The 15,469-nt window shown below is 36.5% G+C and carries 16 protein-coding genes; 10 read left to right on the top strand and 6 right to left on the bottom strand.

What is annotated here, in order from left to right; translation table 11 throughout:
* Positions 1-4: 4 nt before the first annotated feature.
* Genes FFONT_RS05980 through gatB form a run of 3 tightly spaced genes read left to right on the top strand, consistent with a single transcriptional unit; the run spans position 5 to position 3,200 of the window.
* Positions 5-295, top strand: coding sequence for an Asp-tRNA(Asn)/Glu-tRNA(Gln) amidotransferase subunit GatC (locus FFONT_RS05980; protein WP_014558338.1), 291 nt, complete (start codon positions 5-7; stop codon positions 293-295).
* The gene (locus FFONT_RS05985; RefSeq protein WP_014558339.1) at positions 296-1,738 is read left to right on the top strand and encodes an amidase family protein; all 1,443 of its coding nucleotides are present in this window, start codon (positions 296-298) and stop codon (positions 1,736-1,738) included.
* A complete protein-coding gene (gene gatB / locus FFONT_RS05990; protein WP_148683745.1) occupies positions 1,731-3,200 on the top strand; it encodes an Asp-tRNA(Asn)/Glu-tRNA(Gln) amidotransferase subunit GatB in 1,470 nt (489 codons plus the stop codon). The genes FFONT_RS05985 and gatB overlap by 8 nt, the downstream gene beginning before the upstream one ends.
* Here the strand turns inward: gatB and FFONT_RS05995 are convergent.
* The 4 genes from FFONT_RS05995 to FFONT_RS06010 are packed head-to-tail and all read right to left on the bottom strand — an operon-like array spanning position 3,178 to position 6,315.
* Positions 3,178-4,134 (bottom strand): thiamine pyrophosphate-dependent enzyme, encoded by a 957-nt coding sequence (locus FFONT_RS05995; RefSeq protein WP_014558341.1) that lies wholly within the window; start codon positions 4,132-4,134, stop codon positions 3,178-3,180. The two genes, gatB and FFONT_RS05995, sit on opposite strands and share 23 nt — an antisense overlap.
* Positions 4,124-5,350, bottom strand: coding sequence for a 2-oxoacid:ferredoxin oxidoreductase subunit alpha (locus tag FFONT_RS06000; RefSeq protein ID WP_014558342.1), 1,227 nt, complete (start codon positions 5,348-5,350; stop codon positions 4,124-4,126). Before FFONT_RS06000 ends, FFONT_RS05995 begins: the two co-directional genes overlap by 11 nt.
* The gene (locus FFONT_RS06005) at positions 5,347-5,670 is read right to left on the bottom strand and encodes a 4Fe-4S binding protein (protein WP_014558343.1); all 324 of its coding nucleotides are present in this window, start codon (positions 5,668-5,670) and stop codon (positions 5,347-5,349) included. Before FFONT_RS06005 ends, FFONT_RS06000 begins: the two co-directional genes overlap by 4 nt.
* Before the next feature lie 27 nt (positions 5,671-5,697).
* Complete coding sequence (locus tag FFONT_RS06010) at positions 5,698-6,315, bottom strand: 2-oxoacid:acceptor oxidoreductase family protein (RefSeq protein ID WP_148683746.1); 618 nt, start codon at positions 6,313-6,315, stop codon at positions 5,698-5,700.
* A gap of 247 nt (positions 6,316-6,562) precedes the next feature.
* Between FFONT_RS06010 and FFONT_RS06015 the strand changes: the two genes are divergently transcribed.
* Positions 6,563-7,699, top strand: a complete 1,137-nt coding sequence (locus FFONT_RS06015) for a zinc metalloprotease HtpX (protein ID WP_014558345.1) — start codon at positions 6,563-6,565, stop codon at positions 7,697-7,699.
* A gap of 8 nt (positions 7,700-7,707) precedes the next feature.
* Here FFONT_RS06015 and FFONT_RS06020 read toward each other — a convergent pair whose 3' ends face one another.
* Positions 7,708-8,520, bottom strand: a complete 813-nt coding sequence (locus FFONT_RS06020) for a GTPase (RefSeq protein WP_014558346.1) — start codon at positions 8,518-8,520, stop codon at positions 7,708-7,710.
* 125 nt (positions 8,521-8,645) lie between these two features.
* On the opposite strand from FFONT_RS06020, the gene FFONT_RS07020 reads away from it, so the two are divergent.
* A complete protein-coding gene (locus FFONT_RS07020; RefSeq protein ID WP_014558347.1) occupies positions 8,646-8,783 on the top strand; it encodes a hypothetical protein in 138 nt (45 codons plus the stop codon).
* Positions 8,784-8,880: 97 nt separating this feature from the next.
* Positions 8,881-10,008 (top strand): hypothetical protein, encoded by a 1,128-nt coding sequence (locus tag FFONT_RS06025; protein ID WP_014558348.1) that lies wholly within the window; start codon positions 8,881-8,883, stop codon positions 10,006-10,008.
* On the opposite strand, the gene FFONT_RS06030 is transcribed toward FFONT_RS06025, so the two are convergent.
* Entirely contained in the window at positions 10,005-10,268 is a 264-nt protein-coding gene (locus FFONT_RS06030) for a transcriptional regulator (RefSeq protein ID WP_014558349.1), read from the bottom strand. The genes FFONT_RS06025 and FFONT_RS06030 overlap by 4 nt on opposite strands.
* A gap of 246 nt (positions 10,269-10,514) precedes the next feature.
* Between FFONT_RS06030 and FFONT_RS06035 the strand changes: the two genes are divergently transcribed.
* The 4 genes from FFONT_RS06035 to gatE all read left to right on the top strand — a co-directional run bounded on the left by FFONT_RS06035 (position 10,515) and on the right by gatE (position 15,451).
* Entirely contained in the window at positions 10,515-11,213 is a 699-nt protein-coding gene (locus FFONT_RS06035) for an acetate--CoA ligase family protein (RefSeq protein WP_148683747.1), read from the top strand.
* 31 nt (positions 11,214-11,244) lie between these two features.
* A complete protein-coding gene (locus tag FFONT_RS06040) occupies positions 11,245-12,129 on the top strand; it encodes a coiled-coil protein (RefSeq protein WP_014558351.1) in 885 nt (294 codons plus the stop codon).
* A gap of 72 nt (positions 12,130-12,201) precedes the next feature.
* The gene (gene gatD, locus FFONT_RS06045) at positions 12,202-13,533 is read left to right on the top strand and encodes a Glu-tRNA(Gln) amidotransferase subunit GatD (RefSeq protein ID WP_014558352.1); all 1,332 of its coding nucleotides are present in this window, start codon (positions 12,202-12,204) and stop codon (positions 13,531-13,533) included.
* Entirely contained in the window at positions 13,520-15,451 is a 1,932-nt protein-coding gene (gene gatE, locus FFONT_RS06050; RefSeq protein WP_014558353.1) for a Glu-tRNA(Gln) amidotransferase subunit GatE, read from the top strand. The genes gatD and gatE overlap by 14 nt, the downstream gene beginning before the upstream one ends.
* Positions 15,452-15,469: the final 18 nt, after the last annotated feature.

The following is a 15,469-nucleotide window of genomic DNA, read 5'->3' on the forward strand; positions in this document are numbered from 1 at the left end:
TAAAATGGAAAAAGAAAACGATATCAATAGAGAAATAATCAACCATCTTTCTTTTCTTTCAAGAATAAAGCTTGATGAAGATGAAGTGGAAAAAATGATTGAAGATTTGAAAATGATAAAATCTTACATCGATGAAGTTCTTTCAATTGAAGTGGAGGATGAGGGCGAAATTTATCTCACCACTGGAAGGCTTAGAGAAGACGAGGTTACAAATCAAATGATAAATCCAGCAGATTTCATTAAACCAGAATTTATTGAAGATGGTTATGTAAAAGGTCCAAAAGTTTCTAAATAGGTGACTTTTACGAAGAAAGAGACAAAAGTAATTGAACAGGTGCAAATGATCAAAGAAGGTACGCTCGATCCTGAGAAGCCATTTGAAGATGCTGTTGAACAAGCTATAAAAAATGATCCTAAGTACAATATTTTCATAACGCTCACTTCTAATGAAGATAAAAGCATTTTTAAGAAAGGAAAACTGTCAGGAATACCTATAGCAGTAAAAGATAACATTTCCACTAAAGGGATAAGGACAACTTGTGCTAGCAAGATCTTAGAAGATTATGTACCAGGATATTCTGCTACCGTAGTCGAGAGGATAGAAGCAGAGGGGGGTATAATTTTTGGAAAGACGAATATGGATGAATTTGCTATGGGAGCTCTTGGAACGACCAGCGCTTTTGGACCGACCTTAAACAACTTAAATATCGAACTTTCACCCGGCGGAAGTAGTTCGGGAAGTGCTGTAGCAGTTTCCTCAGGAACAGTTAAGCTTGCTTTGGGTAGCGATACAGGAGGAAGTATAAGGTTACCTGCGGCGTGGACTGGTATCTATGGTTTTAAGCCAACTTATGGTTTTGTTAGCAGATATGGACTTATATCTTATGCGGACAGCATGGATCAGATTGGACCTTTGGCTACCAACATTTCAGACTTAATTCTGCTTTTTTCAATAATTTCGGGGTCTGATGAAAGGGATCCTACCAGTCAATTTCCAGGAATAAATAAAGAAAAAATGCTTAAGTTAGCATATTCCGAAGCAGATGTCGATATCTTAAAAAAGCTAAAGCTTATTGTGATAAAAAACTTAATTGAACATCCTCAGGCCGATGAAGGACTTATAAATGAGTTCTGGAAAGATTTAAAAATGCTTGAAAGTTATGGTGCGTCTATCGAATTAATAGATGAGCCTCTGATATTGAAAATACCGCAGATTTATTATATAATTGCATTCTCTGAAGCAAGCAGTAACTTGGCAAGATTTGATGGACTTAGATATGGGAAAAGAATTTCGAATGTAGAAAAAAATGACTACGATTCTTTTTATATGGAAAACAGAACTCTTTTTGGGTGGGAAGTGAAAAGGAGAATCCTTCTTGGAACATTTATATTAAGCAAGGGATACTATGAAACTTATTACGTTAAGGCTCTAAAGGCAAGAACTTATTTAAGAAAGAGAATAGATAGAATTCTTAACGAAGAAACTAAGTTCATAGTAACACCAGGTAGCCTGATAAGACCCCTTCCACTAAAGTATGATGCAAGAGATCTTTCTAAGCTGAATGCAGTCGATGCTCCTCTTATGCTTGCTAACTTGATCGGCTCACCTGCCATTGTCATCCCTACGGGTTTTTCTCAGAGCTCTCCAAAATCCTTACAACTCATTGGGAGAGTTTGGAGTGACTATACCCTTCTATCAATAGCTAAGGCTATAGAATTGGTGATGAAGCATGAGTAAAAATGATGTAATGATCGGATTAGAAATACATGTCCAGATGACTAGCTTAAAGACTAAGCTCTTCTGCGGTTGCAGTTCGGACTACAGAAATAGTCCTCCAAATACGAATGTATGTCCAGTATGTCTTGGGCTTCCTGGCTCACTTCCAATGATTAATAAAAAAGCAGTTGAAAAGGCCATCCAGGTTGCAATAGCGCTTAACATGGAGATATCTAAAACATTATCATGGACGAGGAAGCATTACTTCTACCCAGATCTCCCTAAAAATTACCAGATTACACAGTATGACGGAAAAGGCGTATCTACAATTGCTAAAAATGGGTATGTGAGTTATACGGTAAATGGTAACAGCTATGTTGCGAGGATAAGGAGAATTAATATCGAAGAAGATCCCGGAAAGATCCTCTATCCCTCTGGCTCAATGATTACAAGTGATTATATTCTAATTGATTACAATAGAAGTGGTATAGCTTTGCTAGAGATCGTTACCGAGCCTGACTTCAAAACACATCAGCAGGTTTCTTCTTTTCTCAAGAAGCTTAGAAGCATACTTGAGCATTTAGGAATAGCTGATTTCAGTCTCGAAGGATCGATGAGAGTTGATGTCAATATTAGTATAGGCGGGGGAAAAAGAGTTGAACTGAAAAACATTAGTAGCATAGCAGAAATTGAAAATGCTATAGTATATGAAATAACGAGACAAAGAACTTTGCTCAATTTGGGCAGAGAAGTTGAAATGGAAACAAGGCACTGGGATCAGGAGAGAAAAGTGACATTTGCAACTAGGGCAAAAGAAACTGAAGAGGATTACAGATATTTCCCTGATCCAAACTTGCCATCAATTGAGATAAGCGAAGAATTGGTAAAGAAAATAAGAGAAAGCCTGCCAGAGCTTCCAGACAAAAGGAAGGAGAGATTCATAAAAGACTACAAATTAAGCGAATATATCGCCAGTGTTCTTGTTTCAGATAAAAAGCTATCAGATTACTTTGAAGAGGTCATGAAATCGACTTCTATTGATACGCAAAAAGCCGCGTCTTTTATCGTAAACGATGTCTTGGGATGGATCCCGTCAGGAGATACAAATGAGTTAAATAAATACATTCCGCCGCAGAAAATAGCTGAGCTGCTAGAAATGCTGAGGGAAGGTAAAATTACAATAAAAATGGCAAAGGAATTGATACCAGAACTTATAAATGGAAAAAGCTTGAAGGGAGCAGTTGAAGAAAAGGGATGGTTTGAAGTTATCTATTCTGAAGAAGAAATTCTAAAGGTTATAGAATCTATCATGAATGAATACCCAGAAGCGGTAAAAGACAGCATTAAAGATAAAAAGGCAGTACAATTTTTAGTAGGAAAAGTTTTGGAGGCTACTAATAAAAGAGCAGATCCAAAAAAAGTATATGATCTGATATGCAAAAAAATTGAAAAAATAAGCTCTAAGCTTCAAGAGGACCTATAACTTCTCTCCCAACTTTTTTGTTAACTTCTTCGACTTTTTTGTTAACTTGTTCTTGTATATATGATATTTCAACATCATTGAGATGAGCATATCTTCCTTGCATCTTCAGATACTCTTTAACAGGTTTCCTCTTTTTAACTGGAATCGTTACGTCTAGCTTCCCATTGTCATATTCATAGTTTATCCATATAGCAGTTTCTGTAGCAAGTCTTGCGATGGTTATTCCATATTTCGGATCAAATCTCCACCCAGTGGTGCATGGCATTAATACATGCATAAAGGAAGGTCCTTCCTGTTCAAGTCCTTTTTTGAATTTATTCATCATATCGACTGTATATGCGGGGTTTGCTACCGCTGCGTACTTCACTCCATGCGCAATAACTATATCAAAGATGTCTTTTTTATTTCTCCACTCTCCTCTTATTCTTTTAGTTACTGGAGTTGTCGTTGTCCAAGCTCCAAATGGAGTTCCACCGCTTCTCTGAACACCAGTATTCATATATGCTTCGTTATCATACAATACATACATTACTTTATGACCTCTTTCAAGCATGCCAGATAATGCTTGAAAGCCTATATCAAATGTTCCTCCATCGCCAGCGACGGCAATAATATTAATTTCTTCATTCGGATCAAGTATGCCCTTCATCTTCATTGCCTTTATTGCGCTCTCTACTCCTGATGCAACCGCACCTGTGTTTTCAAACGCTACATGTATCCAAGGCACTTTCCAAGCAGTATATGGAAATGAAGTTGTTGAGACTTCGAGACATCCTGTTGCATTGACTATAATTGTGTTTTTGCCCGCAACTTTTAACAAATGTCTAATTATGATTGGCGCTGTGCATCCAGCGCACATCGAATGCCCGCCGACAAAGAGCTCTTCCCTTGGTATATCAAATATATTTTTCAGCTGTTTACTTTCAGAACTCAATTCCTTTCACCCCGTAGAAGATTGATTCTTCGTAGAATTTTTTCTCATTCATATTCTTTACGAGCATTCTATATAGCTTGACGAAATCCTCGATAAGCATCCTTCTTTGTCCAATACCTGCAATTATGCTCTGGATAATAGGCTTGTCTTTCTTATATTGCAGAGCTGAAGCGATATCATTTGCAATTGGACCGCTTGGCTTTTGTCCAAAAGCTATTGCTCTGTCAATTACGCCCAATACCTGCAAATCCTTTATCATTGAATAGAGCTCTTCCCTTGGGAAAGGTCTGAAGACTCTTAGCTTTATAGTACCCACCTTTAGACCCTCTTTCCTTGCAAGATCTGTTGCAACTTTCAGATTTGTATAATATGAGCTTGTAGCAAGAAGGGCTACTTCAGCATCTTCTATTTTGTAACCTTCTATTATGCCATAGCTTCTTCCATATAATCTTTCAAATTCTTCATCTGCACTTTTTATAACACTTAATGATTCTTCAAGCGCCCTTTCTTGAGCATATTTAAATTCGTAGTAGTATTCCGGAGACGTTATTGTCCCCATAGTTATAGGGTCTTTTACATCAAGCGTATTCCATGTCACTTTTTTAGGTATATATTCTTCGACTACTGATTTGCCTACAGTTTCAACCCTTTCAATAGTGTGGCTGAGAACATATCCATCGTAAGAGACCATAACGGGCAGTAAGACCTTCGGATTTTCCGCAATTTTGTACGCCTGTAAAATAGAATCATATGCTTCTTGTGCGCTTGAAGCTATTATTGTTATCCATCCAGTATTCCTTTGATTCATTATATCACTTTGGTCATTGAATATGCTAATTGGCGCTGATAAAGCTCTCATGGCAACGCTCATTACAACGGGCAATCTCAACCCGCTTGTTATATGAAGAACTTCATGCATTAGCGCTAAACCTTGGCTAGCAGTTGCAGTGAAAACTCTCGCTCCTACTGCTGATGCACCTATAACTGCGCTTAATGCGCTATGTTCACTTTCAACATGTATCATTTCAGCATTGAGTTCTCCATTTCCTATCAGCTCGGCCAGAGTCTCCACAACTATAGTCTGTGGGGTTATTGGGTATGCCGCTACAACGTCTACATCAGCATCCTTCACAGCTTCTGCAACAGCTTCGTTTGAATTTAACGGTTTGACTTCTCCTTTTCTTTGTTTGCTATTTAACTTTTTCTCGGAAATCATTTAATAGACACCTCCTCAGGGACCATTTGTATAGCTTTTACCGGACATTCATTTGCGCAGATTCCGCATCCCTTGCAGTGCTGGTAATCTACAGCATATGTCACCTTGTATACTCTCCCAGAAGAAGTTTTGTACTCTTTATCAAGCTCAAGTATTGCTCCTTCAGGACAATATGTCCAGCAGATCCTACACCTGACACACTTTTCTAAGTCTATTATTGGTCTTTCGCTCCTCCAACCGCTCATGTCATTTTCTATAGAATTACCAGGGTCTTTAATATTCCCTCCAAGCGGAAAATCGCTCCATTTTTCCAATTTCATATTAGGCATAATACTTTTACCTCCAATTTATTTTTTTAAAAAATGCTTATAACCTTCTTCAATAACTTGCGCATTCAGATCTCCTAGCTTTCCCTTAAAAGTCTCTCTTACAGACTCCAGCACTGTTTCCAGCTTTACAATCGGAACTATTGCTATAAATGCCCCGACCATTACCGTGTTATATATAGGCCTTCCTAGTATCCTCATTACTATGCTTTTTGCATCAATGACAAAAAAGTTCTCTTCCTTAACTTTTATTCCCATTACTTTTATGGCCTCATCTTTCGATAGTTGGGTGTTTGCAATCACAACTCCATCATCTTTGAGATCAATATAGTTTTTAGCTTTCGATAACAAGCTGGGATCCAGAAGGACGAATATGTCTGGATTAACAATTGGAGTCTTATGTATTTCTTTCAGCTCTTTAGAAACTCTCGTATAAGCTCTAACTGGAACTCCTCTCCTTTCAGCGCCGAATTCTGGAATCGCTATCGCATTTTTCCCCTCCTTTATTGCAGACATAGCGACTAGCTCAGATGCTGTGACTGCTCCTTGTCCTCCCCTTCCTAGCCATGTCACCTCAATTATATCTTTATTTAGAAGCTCCTCTTGAAAAGGATACATTATTAGTTCGTTTTTACTCAATGTTTTTTCACCAGATTAACACTCTCAAACATTTAAAATTTATTGCTAATTTCATTATAAATGTTTAATAATTACTAAAAATAAATTGAGATTATAACTGTTTGTATATACTTGTATCCATTATGTTTTCTCTTAATTACTTATTACTTAATAGCCTATTTTTTTGAGTTTTCAGAAATCTTAAAAGTTAAAACTATAAAATGCCCTAATTCTTTAAATATTAATAGAAGAAGAGGTGAAATAGCAAATGTTGCTATTCTTAATTTCTCCGTATTTCTTCTTTGGAATGTTGATTGCATCACTACTTACTGCTGGAATTATAGGGATTCTTGCCGTATCAGCAGATAAAATAGTGAGAGGTCCTCCGAAGTCGTTAACAGGACTGAAGACATCCATGGCAGTTACAGCAATAGTGACATTTTTAGGAAGTATATCTCTAATTTATTTGGTAGGAGTGTACTTTTTGGGATATGGCTTTTCCTGGCTGTACTTCACTGTAGGACTGGTAGCAATTTTTATGATTTTACAGTGGCTGCTTTCTCCATACATGATTAAAGCTGTATATAGAGCATCTGAGCCGAAGCCAGAAGAATCATGGGTATCAGAAATGGTTACTAAGATGGCAAAAGATGCAGGTTTAAAAAGCATTCCAAAGGCTGTTATAGCCGAAGTCCCTGCACCGAATGCATTTGCGTTTGGAAGTCCAATTGCTGGTAATTATGTAGCCATAACCAGAGGTCTTCTCCAGCTATTTCCAAAAGAAGAAATCGAGGCGGTTGTCGGACATGAACTAGGACATCTTAAACATAGAGATGTCGCCACTCTTCTCGCAATAAGTTTACTGCCATCAGCAATTTACTTTATAGGAAGAATGTTGTTGGCTTGGGGCTGGCTTGCAGGGGATAGTAGGGAGAGGGGAGGAGGAGCAATGTTTTACGTGTTGATCGGAGCAATACTTTTCGTAGCTGGCTTCCTTTTCCAGTTCTTAGTGACACACTTCAGCAGACTAAGGGAGTACTTTGCAGACTATCACAGCGCAAAACTTACAGGAAATCCAAGAATGTTGCAGAGAGCTTTGGCGAGGTTGACTTTGATCTACGAGTCTAATCCAAATGTGTCAAACCAAATTAACAAATCAGCTGCTATGCTCTTCATTGTCAATTACTTTGTCAGCATGTCTGGAGGGATGGCCTATGAAAATATAGACTACTGGTTCCCTTACTCAAAGAAGCCATACATTCCGAAGGACATTAATATAGATGAGGCAGTTGAAAAAATTATGAACAGAAAAGAAAGCGCGTTTCTCGAGCTTTTCAGCACTCATCCATCAACTCCAAAAAGGCTTAGGTTCCTTGAAAATTTGAGAAATAAAGTCCCCTATTGAGTTAAGGTTCAAGAGTTCTGCATGCATTTTTTGTATATTTTCAGCTTTCCCTTTAAATAATCAATAATAATAGTTCTGGCAGCTTCATCAATTATCGGTTCTTTACTTTTTCTCTCTATCCATCCCCTCTTTTTAGCAAGGGCTTCTAAGAAGGAATAGGGATCTCCGCTCCATTCGATCTTATAAATTTTTGATAGTGCATTCTTAGAGATATTACTGGCTTTTTGTATTAACTCAACAGCTATAGATACAGGATCTTTTAACTTCTCAGGTGGGCTTGATCGTATTGTTTTTTCTATATAATCTCTCGCATCAGGAAAGACACCTGGCGTGTCATATATGTAAATCCCTGAAGATATCTTATATATAGAAGTGGATTTTGTATAGCCGGGCTTTCCCGGCAATGGGCTTATATTGGCGGAGTCCTTCTTTTTCAGCATATTGATAACGCTAGACTTTCCAGTTTTAGGTACCCCTGCTATCATTCCAACAATTTTTTCCTTTCCAAGTTTTTCTTTAATTTCTAAAAGAAAATTGACTACTTCTCCCCTTCCTATGTTCTTTTCTGCGGAAATTGGTATCACAATAATACCTTTGTCTTTAAAGTACTTAATGCATTCGGCGACAACTTCCGCTGGAACTATGTCTATTTTATTGAGTAAGATGGCAAACTGCTTATTCAATTGAAATGCAAGCTTTTCTAACTTAATCGACCTTGTCCCTAGAGAGTTTCTAGCATCTACAGTCTCTAAAACAAAGTCGCTTTCTCTGATCATTTCGAGCATTTTCTCCTTTCTTAGGAACTTCATTGAATCTTTCATATTTACCACAAACTATTATGTATTATTTTTTCTTTTTATGAAAAATTTTTATCATCAAATAAAAAAATCATGATAGAAAAATCCTTCTTTATAATTTTCTTGTATATATTATTTAGTGAATAAATTTGAAAGGTCCTTATTCGACTATACCTTTCACCTCTCTTGGTGGTGGAAGGGACAGGCTCAAGGATAAAAGGTTGGTCCATAAATTGGAGGGGGGAAAAGAGATGCTCAATTGGGAAAGAGATGATTATACTTTCTGAATTTAAAGATATAAATTTTTCTTTTTCTTTTAATTGAACAAAGCCAAATAATTTTTATATATGTAATTATTATATTTTTAAATTGAGTAGATAAAATATGCGAGTAATAGATGAGGCTTTTTTCTTAAAACGTTATGACGTTAATTTGTTAATTGAGCAGATAATGAGGACAGATCCTCCTATAAGGATTTCAAAGATAGCTGAGGATTTGAATGAACCAATTTCTCAAATTCGAAGAAAAATTTCAAAGTTATACAATTTAGGATATGGATTTAAAGGTGATTTTGATTTAAGAAGAATAGGGCTTTCCACGCTTGTATTGGGTTTTAATGAACCAATTGATGATGTTATTAAAAAATTACCGAGAAATTTTTCACAATATCTACCTTTTCTTAGAAGATGGCAGGGAGAAACTTTTTCTCCTAAGCATCTTAGTATTGCTTTAATGTATATTCCATATAATTACGATGTTTTAGCTAATGCTTATGGAATTTTGGAAAAAGCAAATATATCTTTAGAAATTAAACCATTTATAGCTGACATTTCTATTATAGGCAAACCAAGAACAAAGTATTTTGGTTTACCTGACTATTTAACAAATTGGGAACTTCTTTATAATGACCTCAAAAAAGAAGAAGACGAAGAGAATATTAAAGAAATTTTAAAAATAGATCCTATAAATCTTGACCTTATAGATGTTCTGATTTTAGCATCTTACCAAAAAGATGCTTTTACGCCAGTTAGCAAGATCGCATCAGATCTAAAACTCTCTATATCAAAAATAAATAGACACCTTAAAACACATATAGAAAAAAGAAAAATATTTAATGGTTGCTCAATTAAACAACTGATTTCAAAATTAGATATTCAAAATAGAATTATGATGTTGCTTATTGGAAAAAATGAAGATTTAAGCACTCTGCTCAAATTTATATCTATTGTGAAAAATTCGCCTGAATTTTATTCGGCACTGGTTGACAGCAACAACAATATGTATATGATGTTATTTAGCATAATGTTTTCCGAAATAGACCTATTTTCAAAATTCATCAAAAATGTGAAAGAATATTTAGGCGAATATAACATATTTATTTTAAATCCTTCTACTATAAAATCCTATACTATTCCGTTTTTAGCATACAATAGAGAAATTAAAAATTGGGACTTTAAAATTTCTGTAATCGATATAATGAAAGAAAAACTTGAAGCCTTGCTAAAAGCCTAAGTTTCTGCTGTCTCCTTTTTTGTTACGATGTTGTCTTCTAGAATAGAGCTTCCTTTTTCGCTCAATTTATAAACTTTGTGTGATCCCTTGCTATATATAAGCTCAACGTATCCAAGCTCCTTTAATATCTGAAATGCTGCTAATACATAATATCTCGGCAGTCCAGTTATTGAAGCTATCTCGCCAGGGTTAGCGGTTCCCTTCTCATCAAGTGTTTTTAACAGCTTTTTTATCGTTCCATCAGCTATACCTTCGCTCATTTTTTCACCTGATTATTTCTTTAATGGAAAATTACCTTTTTAAAAAGAAGAGCACGGGTAAGTCATATTTAAAAAAGCACTTTTAGATAGAAAATTTAAGGGAAAAATATTTAATTTGTTAGGATCTAATCATACGTTAAAGTAAAAATTAATTTAATTTTTAAATATTCAATATAAGTTTATATAAAACAGAAATATCAAAATCAAATAAGAAAAAGTTAACTAATAATGAATGGAGGGTTAAAGATGTCTGAACAGATTAAAAAAATAGTAGAAAATGCCAAAAGCAGCGGGAGAAAGAAGCTTTTAGAGCACGAATCTCTTGCAGTTCTTGAGGCCTATAATATACCAGTCGCGCCATACTTTTTTGCAAAAGATGAAAATGAAGCTCAAAGGAACATCGATAAAATTGGATTTCCTGTGGTTGTTAAAATAGTGTCGCCAGATATAGTTCACAAATCAGATGTTGGAGGAGTAATAGTTAACGTAAATTCAAAGGACGAGCTGGTAAATGCCATAAAAAGTATAAGAGCAAACGTTCAAAAAAATGCACCAAGTGCTGAAGTTACAGGCTTTCTTGTACAAAAGATGATGCCAAAGGGAGGACTTGAGGTCATAGTTGGAGGTATAAGGGATCCTGTATTTGATGCAACCGTCATGTTCGGTCTTGGCGGTATATTTGTAGAAGTATTAAAAGACGTCTCATTCAGAATTGCTCCAATTACTAAAGAAGAAGCCTTAGAAATGATAAATGAGATAAAGGCAAGGAAGATTTTAGAAGGATATAGAGGAGAGGCTCCAAGAGATAAAGAAGCAATAGCTGATATAATAGTTAAGGTCTCAAAACTACTGTATGAAAATCAAGAGCTTAAAGAAATGGACGTAAACCCAGTTATCGTTTATGAAAAGGGAGCATATGCCGTTGATGCAAGATTTATCCTCTAGCCGATTCAGAAACTGAAGGTGCATAAATTAGATGGGAGATAGTGTAGGGGAGACTCTCGAAAAGATTAGCGAGGATATATATAATCTTAAGCAGGAAATAGCAACGCTAAAAGAAGAAAGGATAGGACTGATAGAGGATCTCAAAAAAATTAAAGAAGAAAAAAGAAATCTGATAGAGAGTAGCAAATCTGTATTTGAGGAGATAAATAAGAAGAAAGATGAAAAGAATGCAATACTTGAGGAGATAAAAAAGCTCAAGAGCGAAAAGGATGAAATTGCAAAGAAAATTGAAGAGTTAAAACTAGTCATAAAGAGATATGAGGAACTGATCAATAAAACTCCAAATGGTCAGTCGCTTTCCTCTTTGAAAAAAAGGATCGAGCAGCTGACTTGGAAGCAACAGACTACACCTATGAGCATAGATGAAGAAAAGAAACTGATGCAGGAAATAGATAGATTGACGCAACTCTACAATAGATTGAAGGACGCGAGGGATGCAGAGAGCAAATTAATGGAGGTTAAAGCAGAGTATACAAGTCTTAAGATAAAGTTTAAGGATATAAAAAATAGTATGCAAGAAAAGATCAAAAAGTTTGAATCTATTAAAAAAGAAATAAGCTCTCTAAGGGAGAAGATAAACGGAATATCGCAAAAAATCGATCAGGCAAACAAGGAAATTACTGAAATCAGCAATAGACTGAACCAGCTGAAGGCGTCTATCGATGAAAAATACGAGCATCTTAAAAAGCTTCAAGAGGAATCTGCGAAGATAAAAGAAGAAGAAAGCAAGAAAAAAGAGAGTGAAATACTCGAAAAGAAGAAGAAAATTGCCGAAGAAAAGCTTAAGAAAAAGGAAAGGCTAACTTTTGAGGATCTTCTAGCATTATATGGCGAAGAGAAAGATTCTGAAGGATAAAAGTTTTTGATTTTCTTTTTAAACTACTATTTTTAACACATACTTGCTTATTATTATCTGAGGGGTCAAGGTTTGAGTGAAGAAAATAAACTACTTTCTCCAGGAATCTATGTAAGGATAAAAACAAAAGATGGTGCAATAATAGAAGGCTTAATAGTACAGAGATACGAGATTTTCGATCCAGGATTTATAACTTTAAAGCTGAAAAATGGATACAATATTGGTATTTCCATTAAAAAAATTGAGTCGGTTGAACTTTTAAACAAAGAGATAGAGATGAGGAGAGGAGAAGGCGAAATAGTACCAATATTTGAAAAAACAGAATCGAAAGGAAAAGAAATTCACATCATATCTACAGGTGGAACTATTGCAAGCAAAATCGATTACCAGACAGGTGGAGTGAAACCGGTTTTAACTGCCGATGAACTAATTGAAATGATACCGGAGCTCAACAGCATAGCGAAGTTCAAAAGCGAAATACTTATGAGCATTTTCAGCGAGAACATGAATCCTAAATATTGGGAAAAAATAGCAGAAAGAGTTGCAGAAGTTCTAGTGAAAGAACCGGATACAGGAGTCATTATAACTCATGGAACAGACACTTTGGCATATACGTCTTCTGCCCTCAGTTTCGCTTTAAGAAATATCGGATCACCTATAGCTCTTGTCGGGTCTCAAAGAAGCAGCGATAGACCGAGCAGCGATTCTCCATTCAACCTGATTGCGGCATCAATCTATGCGACAAGCGATATATGCGAACCTGCAGTAGTTATGCACGGAGAAACTAGCGACAGCTATGCTTTAGCTCACAGAGGGACAAGGGTAAGAAAAATGCACACAAGCAGGAGAGACGCCTTTCAAAGTATCTCATCTCTACCATTGGCGAAGATATTTCCAGCTGAGAAAAAGATCGAAGTGATAAGAAAAGATGCAAAAATATGCAGTAAAAGCGGAAATCTGGAAGCATATACGAAGTTTTCTGAAAATGTATCTTTGCTTAAATACTACCCTGGCATGCCTGGATGGATTTTTGAAATTCTTGCAGAAAAAGGAATTAAAGGAATCGTTATAGAAGGAAGTGGGTTAGGACACGTATCTACTGAAATTATAGACAGCATAAAAAATGTGATAGATCGAGGTACGATAGTTGTCATGACATCGCAGTGCATCTTTGGGAGGGTCAACATGAATGTTTACAGCACAGGCAGGCTTTTAAAGAAGATCGGCATCATAAGTGGAGAAAATATGCTTTCTGAAACAGCGTTTGTTAAGCTTTCTTGGCTTTTAGGTAATTTTAAAGATGAAGAGGAGATTACAAGGCTCTTTGCTACAAATATTGCGGGAGAATATGAAGGAAGAGAACTATTAAACTACTATCCGAGGTGGAATCATGGAGAGCAGTAATAATGAAATAGACTTTAGGAAAATAGGATTGAAAGTCGGCCTCGAAATTCACCAGCAGTTAAAAACAGAGAGGAAGCTTTTCTGTAACTGTCCAATAAGTTCAGAAGAAGGAAGAGAAGAACTGTTTGAAAGATCTCTTCGTCCAACAACCAGCGAATTTGGAGAAGTCGACATAGCGGCCTATTTTGAATGGAAAAAGGGAAGAAGGTATAGATATCATGCTCCTCATCCTTCAAGCTGTCTAGTTGAGGCTGATGAGGAACCTCCACATGAAATAAATAGAGAAGCGCTGGAAGTAGTCATAGGTATCTCAAAAGCTTTAGGATCTATTCCAGTTGACGAAGTTCATGTGATGAGGAAGATTGTTATAGATGGTTCAAACACATCAGGCTTTCAGAGGACAATGCTTGTATCCATTGGAGGAAGGATTGAAGTTGAGGGAAAAAGCTATAGGATACAAACCATTTGCCTAGAGGAAGATGCAGCAAGGAAAGGAGAAGATGAAGGAAACATATCTCATTATATTATAGATAGACTTGGAATACCGCTTATAGAGATAGCTACAGCACCTGACATCGAAACTCCTGAGGAAGCCCAGAAGGTCGCTTTATATATTGGGCAGCTACTCAGACTCAGCGGAAAAGTGAAAAGAGGCATAGGTACAATAAGACAGGATCTGAATATTTCAATAGAGGGAGGAGAAAAGGTAGAGATAAAAGGGGTTCAGGAGCTGAAAATACTCGCAAAGACAGTTGAGCTCGAAGCTATGAGGCAGTTAAGACTTCTTGAAATTAGGGAGGAGCTCAAGAAAAGAGGGCTTTCAGAACAAGATGTTAAGTTATCTCCTATTGATGTCACTGATATACTGAAAAGGAGTCAGAGCAAAATTGTGAGGGCAAATCTGTCAAAGCCAAAAGGAAAGGCATTAGCTCAGATATTGCACAGGTTTAAAGGGATCTTAGGTACCGAGGTTCAACCGAACAGAAGATTCGGTACAGAACTGGCTGATTATGCAAGGTTTTATGGTGATGTAAGGGGACTATTTCACAGCGATGAGTTGCCTAATTACGGAATATCAAAAGAAGAAGTTGAAATGATTTACAATGCGCTAGGGGCAGATAGGGAAAAAGATGCATTTGTGTTAATAGTAGACGAGGAGAGCAAGGCGCTGAAATCTATGGAAGCGGTTATTAATAGAGTGAAATATGCCTTTAAGGGTATTCCAAAAGAAACGAGAGTTGCCATGCCTGATGGAACTACAAAGTTTTTGAGGCCCCAGCCAGGGGCGGCAAGGATGTACCCAGAGACTGATATACCGCCGATAATAATTACAGAGGAAATTATGAAAAGCTCTGAAAAGTACACACCCCAGACTCCTGAAAAGAAAAAGGAATACTACATAAAGGAGTTGGGATTAAGCAGAGCTCTAGCAGAACAAATGGTAATGAACGAATCCTTCGACTTTTTCGATGAGCTTGTCGAAGAGTTCAAAGGATCAATTGAGCCAACTACAATAGCCTCGATTATGCTAGTAACAATGCCGGCATTAAAAAGAGAAGGATTAAATGTAGAATTAATACCTGAACGAAGCATCAGAGAGATATTCTCGTTATTTGCAAGAAGGATGATTACTAGAGAAGGGATTGAGGAGCTTTTGAAGCAACTGAGCAAAAAACCTGAGGAAAAGCCGGAAAAAATCGCAAAAGAGCTTGGTCTTCTTTCGCTAGGAGAGGAAGAGGTAAGAAAAATAATAGAAAAAGTCGTTGAAGAAAACATGAATGTGATAAGAGAAAAAGGAGAAAAGGCTGAAGGAATTTTAATGGGTAAGGCAATGCAAATACTTAGGGGAAAAGCTCCTGGTAGCTTAGTATCAAAATTAATAAGAGAAAAGCTCAGCGAGATTCTTTCGAAAAGCTAGAGTGTCAGATAAATGCCT

Source organism: Fervidicoccus fontis Kam940, from assembly GCF_000258425.1.
GTDB lineage: Archaea > Thermoproteota > Thermoprotei_A > Sulfolobales > Fervidicoccaceae > Fervidicoccus > Fervidicoccus fontis.

Excerpts from the sequence above, each read along its gene's own strand:
- FFONT_RS06035 (WP_148683747.1), top strand. The coding sequence starts at position 10,515 with ATGTCTGAACAGATTAAAAAAATAGTAGAAAATGCCAAAAGCAGCGGG.
- FFONT_RS06005 (WP_014558343.1), bottom strand. The coding sequence starts at position 5,670 with ATGAAATTGGAAAAATGGAGCGATTTTCCGCTTGGAGGGAATATTAAA.
- gatB (WP_148683745.1), top strand. The coding sequence starts at position 1,731 with ATGAGTAAAAATGATGTAATGATCGGATTAGAAATACATGTCCAGATG.
- gatE (WP_014558353.1), top strand. The coding sequence starts at position 13,520 with ATGGAGAGCAGTAATAATGAAATAGACTTTAGGAAAATAGGATTGAAA.
- FFONT_RS06040 (WP_014558351.1), top strand. The coding sequence starts at position 11,245 with ATGGGAGATAGTGTAGGGGAGACTCTCGAAAAGATTAGCGAGGATATA.
- FFONT_RS06000 (WP_014558342.1), bottom strand. The coding sequence starts at position 5,350 with ATGATTTCCGAGAAAAAGTTAAATAGCAAACAAAGAAAAGGAGAAGTC.
- FFONT_RS06030 (WP_014558349.1), bottom strand. The coding sequence starts at position 10,268 with ATGAGCGAAGGTATAGCTGATGGAACGATAAAAAAGCTGTTAAAAACA.
- FFONT_RS06020 (WP_014558346.1), bottom strand. The coding sequence starts at position 8,520 with ATGAAAGATTCAATGAAGTTCCTAAGAAAGGAGAAAATGCTCGAAATG.
- FFONT_RS06015 (WP_014558345.1), top strand. The coding sequence starts at position 6,563 with ATGTTGCTATTCTTAATTTCTCCGTATTTCTTCTTTGGAATGTTGATT.
- FFONT_RS05980 (WP_014558338.1), top strand. The coding sequence starts at position 5 with ATGGAAAAAGAAAACGATATCAATAGAGAAATAATCAACCATCTTTCT.
- FFONT_RS06025 (WP_014558348.1), top strand. The coding sequence starts at position 8,881 with ATGCGAGTAATAGATGAGGCTTTTTTCTTAAAACGTTATGACGTTAAT.